The sequence below is a fragment of the Aeromonas sp. TW 6 genome (assembly GCF_013168745.1).
Taxonomy (GTDB): domain Bacteria; phylum Pseudomonadota; class Gammaproteobacteria; order Enterobacterales; family Aeromonadaceae; genus Aeromonas; species Aeromonas caviae.
Genome location: NZ_JABERS010000067.1, coordinates 1 through 16,286, shown reverse-complemented (window position 1 = coordinate 16,286; position 16,286 = coordinate 1). Strand labels below are relative to the sequence as shown.

The window sequence follows — 16,286 nt, the reverse complement described above, 5'->3', positions numbered from 1 at the left end:
AAGACTGGAATGGGCAGCTGATTATTTGGCCAAGAACGCTTGCCGAACCAAGCAGAGAAAATCGATACAGAACAGGACCTTGGAAGGAGTTTTAAAGGGACTCAACGCTTAAGGTCCTGTACATGAAGGCGAGTTAACAAAGAGTTATGAACGTGCATTGTTAATTTTAAATAGCGGTAGTAGTTTCTCGGCCGGACGACTTCAAAATACGTTAACCCACCTAGCGCTAGCATTAAGGATAAAATTAGATATCTCTAATGTAAAACATCGTGAATATGAACATGTCGCAAAATTAGCATTTTTGCTTGGCGGTGCTGACCTTTGGCTAGAGAAGCATTCTGAGGACCCATTTAAAATCGTCAATGAGAGCATGTTTTCTACACCATCAATCCTTTATGCATTTTCTTCTATTCAAACCTATGCAGAAGTTTTGGAGTGTATTGAGACACTTTCAATGGAAGATAAAATAGCAATGATGACCCCATTTCCAAATAAGCTTGAAAGGGCACTGGATGCACTTTATAGCTCATACCCTGACTTGCATGCCGCGCCAATAGATAAAATCAGAGCATTGTTAACACCATTCATGAAAAGTAATTGCATCCCTTATATACCAAAATCGACACTTTACAACTGTCTATGTGAGATAAACTCACTCACTGAGTTTTGGCCATCTTGGATAATCGAACAATCCATTAATGTTCAACGATTCAGTCGCGAATCTATTTACTTAAAAAGGAAAGTACTTTACTCAATTGATCCTTATCGATACAAAATAGATTTTTATAAAAACTTTGATGAATTAAGTTATGCCGAGTTGACGTTGAACTATGAAGGTCAACGTTTATTGCACGAATTCATACCCTTTCCTCTTGAAGAGGAACTGTATAATAACCATTATGTTTTTGAAATATTTTCCAATGAAATAAAAAGACGATTAAAAGAATAACAATCAGTTCCAACAATACACCTCCAGCGAAGTGCGCTTCTGCTACTCCCGCTACAATAGCAAAAAAAAGCACCCCAAACAGGACTCTTTTGGAGTCCTTTCTTGTTTTTTGATTTTAACAAAAAGAAACTCAAAATAATTTTAAACCTATATTCCCATCTTGAATTAACCAATGAATGGGATTTTACACATGGCACATCTGATCGACACCATAGCCTACACCGGCCAAACCCCCTGGCATGGCCTTGGCAATATATTGCCGCCACGGCAATCTTTGGATATCTGGCTACAGGCTGCCGGGATGGATTGGACTATCGAGCAGAGTGACGTAATGTTTAACGTCGCCTCCGATGCACTCCATATTCGCCCTTATTCAGACAGCAAAGTTTTGTACCGCTCTGATAATCTGGAACCTCTATCCGTCGTCTCTCGCCGATATAATGTGGTACAGCCTCATGAGGTGCTGAATTTTTATCAAGATCTAGTAGAAGTGGGCGGCTTTGAGTTGGAAACTGCAGGTTCGCTCAAGGGCGGCCGCAAATTATGGGCGCTGGCTAAAACAGGTCAAGATATAAAGCTGAAAGGTGGCGACAGGGTAAAATCATACCTGCTGCTCGCCACCAGTTGTGATGGTACGTTGTGCACCACAGCACAATTTACCTCGCTACGAGTCGTCTGTAATAACACATTGCAAATAGCACTACGGGATAATACTGGTGCGATCAAGGTTCCCCACTCCACTCAATTTAATGCTGCTGCCGTCAAAGAGGCATTGGGCCTTGGTATGGCAAATTGGGATCGTTTCCAACAAGAGATGACATCGTTGAGCAATCGTCCGGTATCACCCGTGGAAGCCCTTAATTTCTTCGGTGAACTACTCAATGATCCGGCTGGCGATGATGAGAATATTATTCTCAGCCGTCCCGCCCAAAAACTGCACGAGCTGTATATGGGCGCAGGCATGGGCTCAGAGCTTGCCAGCTCCCGCAATACCGCTTGGGGGTTGGTCAATGCGGTAACGGAATACGTGGATCACCACCGCCGTGCCCGCAGCCAAGATCACCGGCTCGATTCCGCCTGGTTTGGTCAGGGTGCCCAACTCAAATCCCAGGCTCTGAATCAGGCAATCACTCTGCTGCAGTAATCCCGCTTCCCCATTTAAACCGCATAACGAACTCACCCGGACTGGCGCATGCCAATCCGGGCGTTGCCATTTATGCCGTCAAAAAGGAGTCTTCATGAAATCAAAAGCCAAATACGGCCAGGCCCTGCGACTGGCCTCCACTACTCAATTAACCCGCGAGCAGTGGCTCGCTATCCGCAAGCTCGGCATTGGTTCTTCCGATGCCGCCGTGGCTGTGGGGCTATCTCCCTACAAATGCCCGCTCAGCCTGTGGCTGGAAAAAACCGGCCGCAAGGAGCCGGAAGATATCTCCCACAAGGAAGCGGTGCTGTGGGGCATTGAGCTGGAGCCGGTGTTGGCGCAGGTCTATGCCAAACGCACTGGCTACAAGGTGCGACGGGTCAATGCGGTACTGCAACACCCCGAGCATCCTTTCATGCTCGCCAACCTCGATCGGGAGGTAATCGGCCATCCCGATGGGCCGGGCATTCTGGAGATCAAGACCGCCAGCTATCACAGCGCCCCCCAGTGGGAGGAAGGTGTGCCAGTGGCTTATCAGTGTCAGGTACTGCATCAATTGGCGGTTACCGGCCATGCCTGGGCTGAGGTGGCAGTGCTGATCGGCGGCCAGGATTTTCGGATTTACCGCATCGAGCGCGATGAGGAGAAGATCCAGGATCTCACCGAGCGGGAAGCGCAGTTCTGGCAAATGGTGCAACAAGACCAGCAGCCCGAGCCTGACGGCTCCAGTGATGCTGCCAATGCTCTGAGCTGGCTCTTCCCCCGCGATGATGGCCAGACTGTGGATCTCTCCGATTCCCCCGAGTTCAATCAACTATTTGGGGATCTGTTGCGCTTGCGTCAGCAAAAGGAAGCCGTCGAGCTGCAAGAGTCGCAACTCAAGCAGCGGCTGCAAGCCACCTTGGGTGAAGCGACAGCCGGGTTGTTTGCCGATGGCAAGATCACCTGGAAGCGCAGTAAAGACCGGCTAGCACCGGACCTGGATAAGCTCGGTCAGGATCATCCCGACCTGCTCACCCGTTACGTCAAACCGGTACCCGGCGTGCGCCGTTTCACCATTCAACCCTTGAGGCAAACACCATGATCAAAGGACTGGCGATCACCCCGCCCGTGATCGGGCGGATCTGCATCGGCAAGCTGGTGCAAAAACAGGATAAGTGGGTGCCGGAGAAGGACGACAGCTTCACCCTCACCACCCAGATACAGCAAAAGGGGGGATGGTTGCTCCATCCCCTGCATCAACACTACTCATCGCAAAAGAATAACCAAGGGCAGGAGCAGACCAAGATCCGCGCCATTCCGGTGCGGGTGCTGTTCAACGACAGCGACTTGAATCTACGGGCGGAATACAGTGCGTTTGACCGGCAAACCGGCAGGCCGCTCTGTGTCGGGAATGGGGAGGTGGCAAGACGCGTGGGGGCACAAGGCATAGAGGAGGTCAGCTGCCCTGGACCAGAGCGCTGCGCCTTTGCCGGGCAACAGGGCTGCAAGCTGTACGGGCGACTGAACCTGTTTGTGGAGGGGCAAGGGGATGAGCTGGGCAGCTTTATCTTCCGCACCACCGGCTACAACTCAGTGCGCACTCTGGCGGCGCGGCTGAAGTACCTGGAGGCAGTGAGCGGGGGCCATACCCGCTATCTGCCGCTCACCCTGCGGTTGCGAGCCAAGAGCACCACCCAGTCGTACCGCACACCGGTCTACTACGTGGATTTGACCTTGCGGGAAGAAACCAACCTGACTGAGGCAGTCAGGCAAGCACAGGAGGCCGCCCGGCGTGATCAAGAGGCGGGGCTCGCCATCGACCAGATGGAGCAGGCCGCTCGCGACCTGCTGCGCAATGGCCAATTTGAGGATATCGATGAAGAGGTGCCGATGCTGCTGGAAGAGTTCTATCCTGAAGCAAACAGCGACGATACGGCGAATGGAAACGTAGGGGCAGTGGAGGTTGCCTCGCATAACGCACCGCAAAGCCAAGTAACCAGAATGCCGCAGAGGCCACAACCAAGAAGGAGTCCACTCACCAACAAATTGGGGAAAGGGAGCCCATCCTCTCCCCAGTGAATGGCGGGCGTTCAGCCGGGACGGGCTAACCGCTCAACCAACCGCTCAACCGTTTCCAGCAACAGGGTTCGGTCAGCATCATCGAGCCGGGCCAGTTGCTGGCTCAGCACAATGCCCTGCTCGGTCGGGCGGTTACTGGTCTCGCGCAGAAAGTCCGCCAGCTCACAACCAAACAGTTGAGCGAGCTCCGCCAGCCGCACCACGGTCGGCACCACAATCCCTCGCTCCATTCGAGAGACGGCCTCCATCCCGATATTGAGGTGTTCAGCCACATGCTCTTGCGTGAATCCGGCTTGAGTACGCTTGTGGCTAATCGCCTTGCCAACGCTCTTGGCTAACAGCTCAAGGTTGATATCTGTCATGGTTCCTCCAGTCAACCCGTATGGTTGACCATGGACTCATTGACGATAAGGACTCAAAAAGGCGAGTATCAACTAAGTTGGTTGTAATTGGCCGTAAATCGATGATCGCTACGCTGACCGACTCACCGACAACAAACATCAATCCTCGTTTGTGGCATCCCCTCCCATCTCGGGTAAAGCGCTTTTACGCGAGCGGTTAGGGCGACTGCCATTGTTACTATTACTCTGTTACATAAGGAAAAGTACATGGCTCGTTATCCCGTTATTGCCACCCTCTTTTTTCTCGTCATCACCATTTACTCACTCTGGACCGGTAGCTCCCCGCAGCTCGGGTTCTGGGGTCATATCTGGCACTTTGTCTTTGGCTCTCTGTTTACCTCACTTGGCCTGATGGGAGGGGAATTGTTCCGCCGCTTCACCCAACCAAACATGCTGTTTGCTGACGGCGCACAGGAGATGTTCAAGAAGAAGCTGTTTTGGAAAGTTGGCCCCCAGCTCATCGGGGGTGTGGTGGGCTACATCGCGGCAGGTGGCTTTTTACAAAATGTGTTGGGTTACTACGTTGGATAAGGAGAGTTAACCATGAACAAATGTTGGATCACGTTGACGGCCATCCTGCTATGCAACAACGCCCTAGCCTATGGCGAGGCCGGACGCTGGAGCAGTGGCTGGGGTCAGGGCACCAGCGAATACACGGCGGTGGTCAACGAGCAAAACAACCTCTATATCGCCTGCAATGACACCCGAAAGGTCAGCATGACGGCCACGGTACAGGGCAAGGAGTACGGCTCTTATGCTGGGCAGGCTTTCTCCATCATCGTCGATGGCAGCCAATACGATGCGCCCTATGAGACAGAATCCCGTGTCGGTGAGAACAATTTCTTCGACATGTGGGGCAAGCTACGCAAGGCCAAGTCGATCCGCATTTTAACGGCTGACGGCAAGCAACTCGCACTGCCAACCAAAGAGGTCGCATCTGTACTGCCCGCCACTAATACGCCCGAGTTTGACTGCTTGATGTGGGACCAATAGATCACATCCATTCCCATCCAAGAGGAGGCATTTGCCTCCTCTTTTCATTTCTGCCATTCACCCACCTGTGAAGGAGACACACTATGCCCCCCTGTATTCCTCCCGAATGCGAGCCGTTCGACCAGCAAGGCTTTTGGCGCAAGCTCTGCGCCTTTGCCAAGCGTGCCGGTCGGCCCTTTATTGAAACCTGCCTGTTGCTCTACTACACCAGCCAGAAGGATGACCTGCCGCTCTGGGCCAAGCTGCTGATCTACAGCGCGTTGGCCTACTTTATCTCGCCCATCGATGCGATCCCGGATGTGCTGCCTATGGGGCTCACCGATGACATCGCGGTGCTAAGTGCGGCACTCGCCAGTATTACCGCCTTTATTGACACCCAGATCCGTGCCCGTACAGCCAGAAAAATGCGCGAGCTATTCGGCCAAGATTAACCCCCACAAGGAGTACATCATGACTATTCCCTTTTTCCGGGACGGCTTTGCCCTGCCCGTTGACCAAGCATTGCTGATTCTGCTCAACCAGGAAGTCGCTAAAACCGAGCTCAATATCGAACGCTTAACCCAACTGACCTTCAACTTTCGTAACCCCGGCTACAGCGCCGAGCAAGGCGGTGTGCACCCGGTCGAGATCCGCCTGATCCGTGGGCTAGATGGCTGGCTGTTCGATTACGTCACCGACTTCAGCTACCAGGGACTCGGCCAGGATACCGAGCTCTGCAAGGAACTCGATTTCAACTTCCTCGATGGGGACCACACCATGTTGGGCTGGGGACCACTGCGACTGGCCGAAGCGCGGGAGTTGTTCGATATCTGGCAAAGCAACTTCATTGCCTACTGTCGGTTGGAATGTTTCAGCGTCACGGTCGCAGGGGATTAGGAGGACACGATGAGCCAAGAATTAGCGCTCTCCCACTACACACGCCAGTGGCTGGGACGAGTCGCCACCAGCGCCAAGCTAACCCCCACTCGCAGTGGTCAACGTTGGCTGCTGCACCTGACCCCGGATAGTCCACACATCCGCACAGTCACCCTGCAGGTCCGTTGGTCTGGCGTGCAGTGGCAACTGCTCTCCCTCACTAATGCTGAGGACTGGCACACCATGAGCCAGCCGAGAGATGAGATCTGCATCGACCCCAAACGCAATTGCTTCTGGCATTGCCAAGCAGGGCCGGTGCCGCTCACCGAGCAACCCCGCGTGCTGGCAAGCTTCTTGGCTGACCTGCAACGCATCTGCATCCATCGCGGCTATGCCGTGGAGAGTGACCCCATTCCTGACAAGGAGACCGAAGATGATTAACGCCGTGATCGCTATCGAACTGGAGGCTTACCATTGAGCACAATGGCCAAATTGAAGTGGTGCATGACCAAGGCCAGCCGGTGAACGGTTATGCCCTCTACCTGCGCTATGAAAACGAACGGGGCGACGCCCTGGCACAATGGCTGTGCGACCACCCGGATCACCGCTGGCTAATCCAGTTCGGCACCCTGCTGGCGACCAGTTACCACGTTCCGTTGCACGACTACACCCCGCACACCTTGGCGGCCTGAACACAGCCAACCAAGCCTGCGGTCCCCCCCATTCAGTAGCCCATTAACCAACTACTTCGCCTACCCTGCCGCACCCCACGTGGTGGGGCGATGGCGTATGGAGCACCATCATGTTGCATCACAAACTGATCGCCGGGGAGATCCCCGGCACCTATCTCGTCACTGAGTTGATTAACGAAGAGGAGCTGTTGACTATCGCCAACCAGATCGCCCGTCAGAAACTGGCCAAGGGAGAAGCTATTACCGACAAACACTTGGCACAGCATGCACTACAAACCCTGTTGCAGAGCAGAGAGCACGAAGTATTTGCCATGCTGTTCTTGGACAACCAGCATCGGATCTTGGCATATGAGGAGCTGTTTCGCGGTACGCTAAGCAGTGCCTCCGTCTACCCACGGGAAGTAGTGAAACGTGCGTTGGCGCTTAATGCTGCTGCCCTGATGCTGGTGCATAACCACCCGTCGGGATACCCGGAACCCAGCCGGGCAGATATCGAAATAACCCACCGATTGCAGACCGCCCTAGAGCTGGTCGATATCCGGCTCCTGGATCATCTGGTGGTTGCCACAGAGGGGATTGTATCGCTAGCCGAGAGAGGGTACTTGGGTTGAGCACTCCCGCTGTGGTTCAGTCACCATTTTTGCTAGACTCTGCACTTTAATTTTCTCCAAAAAATCCGATGATGAAACTCTTAAACACCTACGATGACAAAGATGAAGCCGAAGAAGCGCTGACCAAACTCCTTGGTGAAAAACGCCTAGCCAGTGAACGAGATAGCACCGTGGTGGTCTATAACCTATTTGGCGAGCCTACCTGGGGCAACTTCCATCGTCTTGGCATGTTCAATTTGCCGGAGCTACAGACGATGTTGGAGCAGCGCAAAGCTGGGCATGTTATTGATCAAGCCCGGCACAGCGAAATTTTGAGTATGCTACGCTATGCAGCGAAGTCTTTTGATATCACGCTTCCCGCTCATTGGCTATAAATAAACGCCGGAATATCCGGCGTTAATTTATAGCCCACTTTAAATAGATGTTGCTATTAATCGTTTCACTTATATAAAAATAATCGCATCATTAGCCTGATGATGGACATCTAGGCGAAAATTTGATGTTAAGCGATTCTCATTGAAGTTAATATAAAAAGGAAACCAAGCCGGGTCATTACTAATAGCAGAAAGACTTTTACTTGAGTTTCCTTCTGCTCTCACAGACACTTCCGCCAACCAAGACTTTACATCATCATGAGCGATTGAAATGGGCTTTCGTAACTGATATACACCTTGCTTGGGATTAGACAATAACTCCAAATTGATCAATGTCCTAACAACAAATTGAATACAACGCTTAATAGTTGATGTATCGCCATAGACTTCGGTTATACGCTGCTCCAGCTGCTTGTAGATAAATAAGCCTTCATGCTTAGCCATTTTTCCAATTTGTGCCGTAACATTATAAAAAAATGGATACTTAGCTAGCATCATTCCCCAATGAATCGCAATATTTACCTCACTGTATTCAATAAGCAGTCTACAAGCATCGGCATGAAATGCTTTGGGTACGGAATTTGATTCTGAATCCCAAATTCCAAAGAGCAGGTTTCTAGTCTTATCTTGGGCCACTTTGCTATCAAAGCTGGGCGCAAGTAATACATCAATTTTATTTTTTAATGCTTGGCCGTGAACCCCATTTGCTGACCAAGATGCGGTTTGAACTAGCCAGTCCATCTCTAAATGCCGATTAAATCCAATAGCTGGTTTCATAACTCAATATTCCTTTTTAAAAATTACAATTGAGTTTCCTTGTTGCAGACATTCAAATGCCGACATATCAAGATTGGATAGGTTAATATCAAGATGGAAGGGAAAGAGAGCCTGATCATTCAAGGCATCATCAAGAGCAATACTCTCTTTGCTTGATGAAATGAGCAAAGCATCAAGCAGCCAATTTGCTAGATGACTATTTATGCTGACTCGTTGACTAACAATGGAGTAAGAGGCCGGACTCATATTTCGCTTTAATATGCCTAATTCCATTATGGTTCTTAATACGGCACTTAATGCTCTGCTGGTGGCTTCAGTTTCACCATAAAGCATACTCATACGCCGAAGCGCTTGGGCATAAGTAAAAGTATTATTCAGCCTTGATTGTCGGCCGATAAAGCGAGCGACTTCGGCAAAGAACGGCTTTCTCGCAATTAACATGCCCCAATGAATAGGTAAGGAAAATGATTCAGCCTCTTTATGTAATACAATACCTTTATCAAAAAAATTCTTTGTGTAATGGTCTACTGGCTGACTCCACACCGAGGTGAGCAAATTCCGCGCTTTACGGCGGTTTTCTTTGGAAACAATATACGCGCTTAAAAAGTTATCAAGATTATCATTAAGTTGTGCATATTCAGCCCCGTTTGCTACCCAACGAAGAGATTGTTCAAGCCACTCTTTTTCAACATGGCGACAGAAACCGGGAGTTTTAACCATAACTTATTGTTTTCTATTAACTATTATTAATGGAACGATAACCTCGTGGAGACTGATCCCCCCGTGCCCCACAACGACATCACCTTTGCCTTTAAAAGCACAATCAGCATTGGCGAGTAGCGGGTAGGTCGCTTTGGGAAGCCCTAGTTCAGGACCAGGCCATGCTATCACAGATCCATGGCAGGCTTGAGCAGTACTATCACGTAATGCAGGATCGTGGTAGATCCGTACTCGTTCGCCTCTGGTATCAGCTTTCACTCCCTCATTGATATATCCGATTCCCGTCGCTTCCTGGCTGCCATGATCTGAAGTAATGACAATTTCAAAGCCTTTGTCTAATAATTCTGCAATTTTTTCTTTGAAATTCCAGTCGGTTAGCCAGCCATCTACGACCATATTCAAAGCAGACATTCCATTTTTTATACCGTGCATTTGCTCATCAATAAAATTTATGACGAACCCGGCTACTTTAACGCTTGGTGGAGTTATCAACTCTTGCCATGCGTCATTTGATAACGACTCAATTTTTTTGGCATAATTTATTTCTCGTTTGGCGAAACCTTTACCCTGCCAATAATCCAGCCATAGCTGCTCCTCTTTGCTGGTAGTCAGTAAAGACTCTGCAAAGGCAAAAGGTTTCTTGCCAGAGAATAAGGCCTGTCGTGATATTGATGTAATCGTTGGAACCCAAGAGAAACAGGCATGTTCTTCCAAAGATATATTGGCACACAACTGCAAGTGATTACGCAATAATGGCCACTGTCGAGCTCCCATGCCATCTAAAACCAATAAACATATTTTTTTGCCACTATCCACGCGCCGTGATAGCCAATCAGGGACTTTATGCAACATTGCAGGATAGCGAACCGTGGGAGTAGTTTGTAACTTTATAAAATTTAAACGTAGCCATTCCTGAAATAGAAAATCTGCAGTGGTGTTTAATTTCTTTATTTCTTCGAAAAGAGCAGCAACAGGAGGTTGTTTTTTGTTTTCATAAAACAATGCATTCATAATCCCAAGCGAGTGGGATTGCTCAAACCAAAATTCAGTATTAATACTTTCTAACTCACATTTTTCAAAGTAAGCCTTGGCATTTTTCAATAAAAGGCTTATCCGTTCGCGCTCGGTTATCTCAGGCTCTTTAGCTATACCAAACCAGGCCCAATGTCCTGCGGGCAGACCGTCCGCTTTCACCGGTTTGATAATGCCCTCGGCAAACAAGTTGTCAATAAAAACACGAATGTCACTATCTGCAAATGGTACTACAAGTTTCTCGCTTGGCCACGCCGTACTTGCAATAGCATTAGGTAACTCACTATGCAGATACATTTCCCATTGTTGCTGCAAGAAATCAAAAAATGCACTCTTGTTTGGAATTAATGCATTAAATTCCCAGTGTTTAAATTTCGGCGAAAGACTGAGCAGACGAATGAGGCGCTCTTCAATCTGCGTTGGCATCTCAATACCAACATAGTGTTTTCTGATTAACAGCCTAACAAGGTCTGTATTAGTTTGGATCGTTTCAGGGGCTATGCGATAAATATGACGAAGTAAGAAGTCGAGGCTGGACTGCAGATTTAGTTTGCCAGGCGTATATACTTTCAGTGCATCCATTGCCGACTGGAGTAACGACGCAGGGAGCAATCTGATGGCCGATAAATCAATGTCTTGAAAAAACTCAGATAAGTGAAAGTTAATTTGACTTGATTCGACCTGAATGTCATAGGGGATAAATAGCTCTCCCTCTTGACCCTGACGGATTAAGAGGGAGTTTTTTTTAGTCCGTTTTCTCCATGCTTCATACGTTAGTCGAAGTGCGAGAGGATCTTCGTCATCAAATAAAATGGCATTTTTGGTTTGCAAGGCAGCCGATATCTTTGGCTCAAAGAGTAGTCCATCTGGATCGTTAACGATGTAAACAAACGATCCGTCCAAGTTTACTTTTTGAATAACATCATCCTGCCAAGTCATATTCATCCTTTAATTTCAAAAACGGCGTGCAGCATCATGTCCGGAATCGCGTTACGCTTTTTGTCCAGCTCCTGACGCCACAGTGCATATTCACTATCAAGTTGACGCAAACGGTATTGCCGAACCTCTGGTAATCCGACGCGCTCTATCGCGCGTTTTCGTGCGTTAAATGAGTATTCGCCTTTCTCATTCTGGTTATCTAAATCGATTTGAGTAGCTGCCAACATGCTCTCGAAAATCGCTTTGCCTTCCTGTTGCGCTGCCTGATGTAGCAGGGCATAGACTGACTGATGTTCAGCCGGTGCGGCGGCCAACTCTTGAGGCAAGATGTCGAACTCTTTACTACAGACCGCATCCCAGACTCGCTGCGACGCGGTAGCGTAGTATTGACCATTCGGCTTGATATAGACCGGCATGTATTGGCAGCGACGCTCTTGGCCAGCCACCAGGCGGATACTCCACAATGCCCAGTAACCATTGGCTCCCGCTGGTAACGACTTTACCCTGACACAGGGGATCTGTTGTGCTTCACTCCAGACCGGCAATTGGCTACATAGCCCTCTGATCTTGGGGGTTTCCAATGTGAGATGGGTAAGCTCGGGTCGTTGCTGGGCCTCTTTACCCATAAAGGTGACGCCACTCCATGCTGCGCCATCAGGCCAGATTAGAGTATGTCCACCTTCCTGATCCTCAATGAAATCCGTAGATTGCTGCATGCTGCGTTGCCAACGCAAGTAATTGGCAACCATGCTCTGTATCCAATAAGGCAGCGGGTGGTTCAGGGCTTGGCGATAGTCGTCAGCAGATAAGGGATCATCACTGCCAAACAGCGCATCCTGCTGCCGCTTATCGACTGCGCCGTCTCTTAATGTAGCCAAGGCTTTGGCTAGCTCCAGATCCATTAACGCAGGATCCGTGATAGAGGCGATAAACAGTTCATCAAACAGATGATTGGCTGCGGAGGAGTCCAATACATCGCTGGTCTTATCCACACCAAACTCATCCAGGATGATCTGCAACTTGGTCTCGAGAACTTCACGAACCCTATGCTCGACAGTATCTTCAAGCACGAAATTCAGGGCTCGAACGATGTGCTGTTGGCCGATACGGTCGACGCGGCCAATACGCTGTTCCATGCGCATCGGGTTCCAGGGCATATCGTAGTTCACAATGACATGGCAGAACTGCAGGTTCAAACCTTCACCACCGGCATCGGTGGAGATCAGAATGCGGATGTCACTGGCAAAGGCGGCTTGCACTTTTTTGCGCTCTGCCAGATCCATGGATCCGTTGAGACAAACCACACTGATCCCCCGTTCAATAAAGAACTGGGCTAGCATCTCTTGGGTTGGTACAAACTCGGTAAACACCAACATCTTCAGATGTGGGTTACCCTCTTCTTGCTGGAGTCGGTATAACCAATCGAGCAGCGCTTCGGCTTTGGCATCATTTTCGGCATTGACGCACTGCTCCGCTAACGCCAGTAGGCGGCGAACCTCATTCTTCTCATTCTCCAGCGAGGCTTGGCACTGTGCTAATAACTCATCCAACTGGGCTTGACCATCCAGATCGGCCCACTCATCGGCAAAGGCCAGGGGCAACTCCTCTTCAACCCGCTTGTTTTCCAACACATTGAGTCGACGAGCAAGGGTGCGGGCGATGGCCGCACTGCTGGAGCTTACCAAGCGCTGCATCAGGATCATTAAAAAGCCAATGGCATTTTGCTGTTTGGCTTGCGCCTGGTTGTAACCTTCCTTGATGTACTCGGTCACCTCTTCGTAGAGATGACGTTGTAAGGCATGCTGATCTTGCCACGCTACGGCAACCAACTCGGTTTGTCGGGGGTTAAAGAGTGGTTTGCCTTCGCCATCAATGGCGATCCGTTTTTCAGTGCGGACCACAAATGGCTGAACCCGCTCTTGGGTCACAGAGCCGATATCCGGGAAGGCCTCGGCATCCAGCAGTGCCATCAGGCGATGGAAGGCATCGCTTTTGCCTTGGTGGGGGGTGGCGGAAAGCAGCAACAGGTAGGGGGCTGCTTCGGCCAGACCCTGGCCCAGCTTGTAGCGGGCGACCTGATCAGTACTGCCGCCGAGTCGGTGGGCTTCATCAATCACGATCAGATCCCATCCAGCGGCCAACAGATCATCAAACCGTAGCTTGTTGTATTCATTGAGCTGTTTGAGTGACCAGCCTTTTCGGCTTTCGATGGGCTTGATACTGTCAACCGGGCAGACCACCTGATCATGGCGCGACCAGATATTCTCCTGCTCATGTTGCGGTTTTTGCTCACCGGGCAGCAGCAGCTGAAATGACTCGTTAAAGTGGGTCTGCATTTCGCTAACCCACTGACTGACCAGCCCTTTTGGCGCACAGACCAAAATGCGCTTGGCCAAGCCGCGCAATTTCAACTCGCGCATCACCAGCCCGGCTTCGATGGTTTTTCCCAAGCCCACTTCATCGGCAAACAGATAACGCACCTGTTTTTTACTCATCGCCTTGGTAAGCGCCTTGAGCTGGTGCGGTAGCGGGATAACATTTGATTCAATCGGAGCTAACAGTGTGTCTTCTTGCTGAACATTGGCAATTTTCGCGGCAGTGGCTAGATAGCAGAATGCCTCAGCCGTCACCACTGGCTGTGCGGGCCGAGGGGTGAGATCGACAGCCGGTACCTTGAGCACCACATCTTGTTGCTGCAACCAGACACGATAAAACTGCTGGCCCCAGAGGCCAGCTGTTTCAATCACTTTGACATATTGTTGATGGGCCTGACTCCAGGCCCAGTCTCCTACCTGCCACATGGTGGTTTACCACTCATCGTCGGTATCGACCTGGCTTAAGGTAACCGCCTGGTCGTAGTACATCAGCAGTACCGGATCCTCTTCCAGAACATTGTTGGGCAACTTCTCGGCAACGGCGATCAAGGCGGCAAACTCCTGCTGTTCCCAGAGTTTCTTAAACCCTGTGCGCACTGCTTCAATGCGAAATACTTTGAGCTTTTTCTTGGCGGCCTTGTACTCTTCAAACTCTTTAAGCAGCGATTTTTCTCGCAATTTTTCCAAGTCACCGGCCTTATTCGGGTCAGGTACATACCACCGATCTTTGGCTTTGGTTATCAAGGCGGGATCATTTTTCTCAAGGTTACGCAGTTCTTTCCAGTTACTGGATAGATAACTATGTATTTGATCTGGAACATCATTTTTGCCGTCGTAACGTAGAAAACTCTGCTCAAGAAGGGTTGCTAGTTCCAGTGGTTTTTCTGCTTTATTCCAACCACCTATTTCTTTTATAAACTTTGGATGTAAATCTTGAAATGTCTGCGGCTTTTGTCGAAGTTGCTCACGCAACCATTGTCTTGCTGATGCCTCGTCAGAAACAACCAGTGTTAGTTGCTCGACATTTTGAACGGTCATACGCATCCTGTCGTATTCTGCCGCTTGATTTAGCAAGAAATACATACCATCTCGTTCTACAAATCGTGTTGAAAGTCCTGCATAAAATTCAGCTGTGGAAAATGGGATCGTAACACCACGTTGGACGTGAAATGCAACCATGCGGTCGAATAAAAGATACTCTTTGCGCTCTGCAATGACTTCAGAGCATCCATCTTTATTGACGAAGACAGGTAAATTAGCTAGATGATTTTTCACAAACTCCCAGCCCCCCTCTTCAGTCCCCGCAGTTAATTTAAAACACTCTTCAAGGTTTTCATTGGCTTTGTAAGCAGAAATAACTAAATCTTGCTTGGTAGCCATACTGGTGACTTGACGATAAGAACCTTGCTGTTTATCCAACGTGCGTACATCAGCAACCACGAAACCAACGTTTTGTAACGCCTCCTGAATTGCGTTCCAGACTGCATTTCGCGAGTTGTGAAATACGATGGTAACCCAGCGGCCCGGTTTGAGCACTCGATAATATTCTGAAAAACATCGACGCATCAATTCTTGGTATTCAGGCAGCCCTTTTTTCTTCGCCTTATCAACGATTGCTTCGGCGTTGGCATTTGAAAGAACGCCATACCAGGATTCGACAAGGAAATTCAGATCGGAATAATAAATATTTTCACCGAAAGGTGGGTCAGTAAAGATGTAGTCGATGGAGTGTTCCGGCATCTGAAGGGTTGCCGTGGAACCTGTCCCAGTGATTACGCCAGATGGGCGGGTGTAATGAGATTGAAATACTTTTCCTAAGCGACTTGACTTACCATCCAATATATACCAAGGGCTCAACTCTGAATGTTGTGAAGGCACATAATAAATGCCTTTCATATATTGAGATACTTGAGAGAAACCTGTTGGTCTATATGAATTGCATATAGAAATGGTCCAGAAAGCCTGCTCAACAGTAAATATCAGCATATGACGGATACGAACATCAGGTTGGGCCTTTGCCTTCCGCCACAGAAGACCTAGTGCTTGTGCCGCACGCGACAGAAAAAAGTGGTGTATATGCGTCACACCTGATCTATCCATACGAGCCCGTTCATGCGTCATGTGCATGTATGGTATGGCTGTTTTAGGAAGTTCAGCAGGTAGTTCCATTTGATTGATTTTCAACAGCACATCAAGATCTGATTGATCTGGCTTCTTTTCATACCGGGTCTTGCCGACAGGGCTGACGCATCAGTGTTTATACTTTGAACAACCCCATACATTCGAACAAATATTGTTCATTCAGACAGCAGAGCCTGCGCTTGTTGGCCATGCTTAGATTACGTGATTTGTTTTGCTTCAGC

At 49.4% G+C, this 16,286-nt stretch carries 18 protein-coding genes; 12 read left to right on the top strand and 6 right to left on the bottom strand.

From position 1 onward, the window contains the following. Window positions 1–157 precede the first annotated feature (157 nt). The 4 genes from HKD46_RS20000 to HKD46_RS19985 all read left to right on the top strand — a co-directional run bounded on the left by HKD46_RS20000 (window position 158) and on the right by HKD46_RS19985 (window position 4,154). Window positions 158–949: a hypothetical protein gene (locus HKD46_RS20000; protein ID WP_171865871.1), complete on the top strand. Its 792-nt coding sequence runs from the start codon at window positions 158–160 to the stop codon at window positions 947–949. Window positions 950–1,139: 190 nt separating this feature from the next. Further along, the gene (locus tag HKD46_RS19995; RefSeq protein ID WP_163156112.1) at window positions 1,140–2,093 is read left to right on the top strand and encodes a DUF932 domain-containing protein; all 954 of its coding nucleotides are present in this window, start codon (window positions 1,140–1,142) and stop codon (window positions 2,091–2,093) included. A 94-nt stretch (window positions 2,094–2,187) separates the two neighbouring features. Continuing rightward, on the top strand, window positions 2,188–3,177 hold the full coding sequence (locus tag HKD46_RS19990; RefSeq protein ID WP_163156114.1) for a YqaJ viral recombinase family protein: 990 nt from the start codon (window positions 2,188–2,190) through the stop codon (window positions 3,175–3,177). After that, window positions 3,174–4,154 carry a hypothetical protein gene (locus tag HKD46_RS19985; protein ID WP_052814540.1) on the top strand — a complete coding sequence of 327 codons (981 nt, stop codon included), beginning with the start codon at window positions 3,174–3,176 and terminating at the stop codon, window positions 4,152–4,154. The genes HKD46_RS19990 and HKD46_RS19985 overlap by 4 nt, the downstream gene beginning before the upstream one ends. A gap of 11 nt (window positions 4,155–4,165) precedes the next feature. Here HKD46_RS19985 and HKD46_RS19980 read toward each other — a convergent pair whose 3' ends face one another. Next, the gene (locus tag HKD46_RS19980; protein WP_024945016.1) at window positions 4,166–4,516 is read right to left on the bottom strand and encodes a helix-turn-helix domain-containing protein; all 351 of its coding nucleotides are present in this window, start codon (window positions 4,514–4,516) and stop codon (window positions 4,166–4,168) included. 246 nt (window positions 4,517–4,762) lie between these two features. Here HKD46_RS19980 and HKD46_RS19975 point away from each other — a divergent pair, with 246 nt between their 5' ends. The 8 genes from HKD46_RS19975 to HKD46_RS19940 all read left to right on the top strand — a co-directional run bounded on the left by HKD46_RS19975 (window position 4,763) and on the right by HKD46_RS19940 (window position 8,080). After that, a complete protein-coding gene (locus tag HKD46_RS19975; RefSeq protein WP_011705011.1) occupies window positions 4,763–5,086 on the top strand; it encodes a hypothetical protein in 324 nt (107 codons plus the stop codon). 12 nt (window positions 5,087–5,098) lie between these two features. Next, window positions 5,099–5,548, top strand: coding sequence for a hypothetical protein (locus HKD46_RS19970; RefSeq protein ID WP_011705010.1), 450 nt, complete (start codon window positions 5,099–5,101; stop codon window positions 5,546–5,548). Window positions 5,549–5,631: 83 nt separating this feature from the next. Next, complete coding sequence (locus tag HKD46_RS19965) at window positions 5,632–5,979, top strand: YkvA family protein (protein WP_163156117.1); 348 nt, start codon at window positions 5,632–5,634, stop codon at window positions 5,977–5,979. Window positions 5,980–5,998: 19 nt separating this feature from the next. Further along, window positions 5,999–6,424 carry a DUF2787 domain-containing protein gene (locus HKD46_RS19960; RefSeq protein WP_052814538.1) on the top strand — a complete coding sequence of 142 codons (426 nt, stop codon included), beginning with the start codon at window positions 5,999–6,001 and terminating at the stop codon, window positions 6,422–6,424. A gap of 9 nt (window positions 6,425–6,433) precedes the next feature. Next, entirely contained in the window at window positions 6,434–6,844 is a 411-nt protein-coding gene (locus HKD46_RS19955; RefSeq protein ID WP_163156119.1) for a hypothetical protein, read from the top strand. A gap of 59 nt (window positions 6,845–6,903) precedes the next feature. After that, window positions 6,904–7,095, top strand: a complete 192-nt coding sequence (locus HKD46_RS19950) for a hypothetical protein (RefSeq protein ID WP_234924545.1) — start codon at window positions 6,904–6,906, stop codon at window positions 7,093–7,095. A gap of 110 nt (window positions 7,096–7,205) precedes the next feature. Next, the gene (gene radC, locus HKD46_RS19945; RefSeq protein WP_156852395.1) at window positions 7,206–7,706 is read left to right on the top strand and encodes a RadC family protein; all 501 of its coding nucleotides are present in this window, start codon (window positions 7,206–7,208) and stop codon (window positions 7,704–7,706) included. 68 nt (window positions 7,707–7,774) lie between these two features. Continuing rightward, on the top strand, window positions 7,775–8,080 hold the full coding sequence (locus HKD46_RS19940; protein ID WP_232354301.1) for a hypothetical protein: 306 nt from the start codon (window positions 7,775–7,777) through the stop codon (window positions 8,078–8,080). A 69-nt stretch (window positions 8,081–8,149) separates the two neighbouring features. Here the strand turns inward: HKD46_RS19940 and HKD46_RS19935 are convergent, their stop codons facing one another. The 5 genes from HKD46_RS19935 to HKD46_RS19915 are packed head-to-tail and all read right to left on the bottom strand — an operon-like array spanning window position 8,150 to window position 16,107. Beyond that, a complete protein-coding gene (locus HKD46_RS19935) occupies window positions 8,150–8,857 on the bottom strand; it encodes a hypothetical protein (RefSeq protein WP_160882161.1) in 708 nt (235 codons plus the stop codon). A gap of 3 nt (window positions 8,858–8,860) precedes the next feature. Continuing rightward, window positions 8,861–9,577 carry a hypothetical protein gene (locus HKD46_RS19930; protein ID WP_139730806.1) on the bottom strand — a complete coding sequence of 239 codons (717 nt, stop codon included), beginning with the start codon at window positions 9,575–9,577 and terminating at the stop codon, window positions 8,861–8,863. Window positions 9,578–9,580: 3 nt separating this feature from the next. Beyond that, the gene (gene pglZ / locus HKD46_RS19925; protein ID WP_163156121.1) at window positions 9,581–11,548 is read right to left on the bottom strand and encodes a BREX-3 system phosphatase PglZ; all 1,968 of its coding nucleotides are present in this window, start codon (window positions 11,546–11,548) and stop codon (window positions 9,581–9,583) included. A 2-nt stretch (window positions 11,549–11,550) separates the two neighbouring features. Continuing rightward, entirely contained in the window at window positions 11,551–14,349 is a 2,799-nt protein-coding gene (locus HKD46_RS19920) for a DEAD/DEAH box helicase (protein ID WP_163156123.1), read from the bottom strand. Window positions 14,350–14,355: 6 nt separating this feature from the next. Then, window positions 14,356–16,107, bottom strand: coding sequence for a DNA methyltransferase (locus tag HKD46_RS19915; RefSeq protein WP_235673893.1), 1,752 nt, complete (start codon window positions 16,105–16,107; stop codon window positions 14,356–14,358). Window positions 16,108–16,286 lie beyond the last annotated feature (179 nt).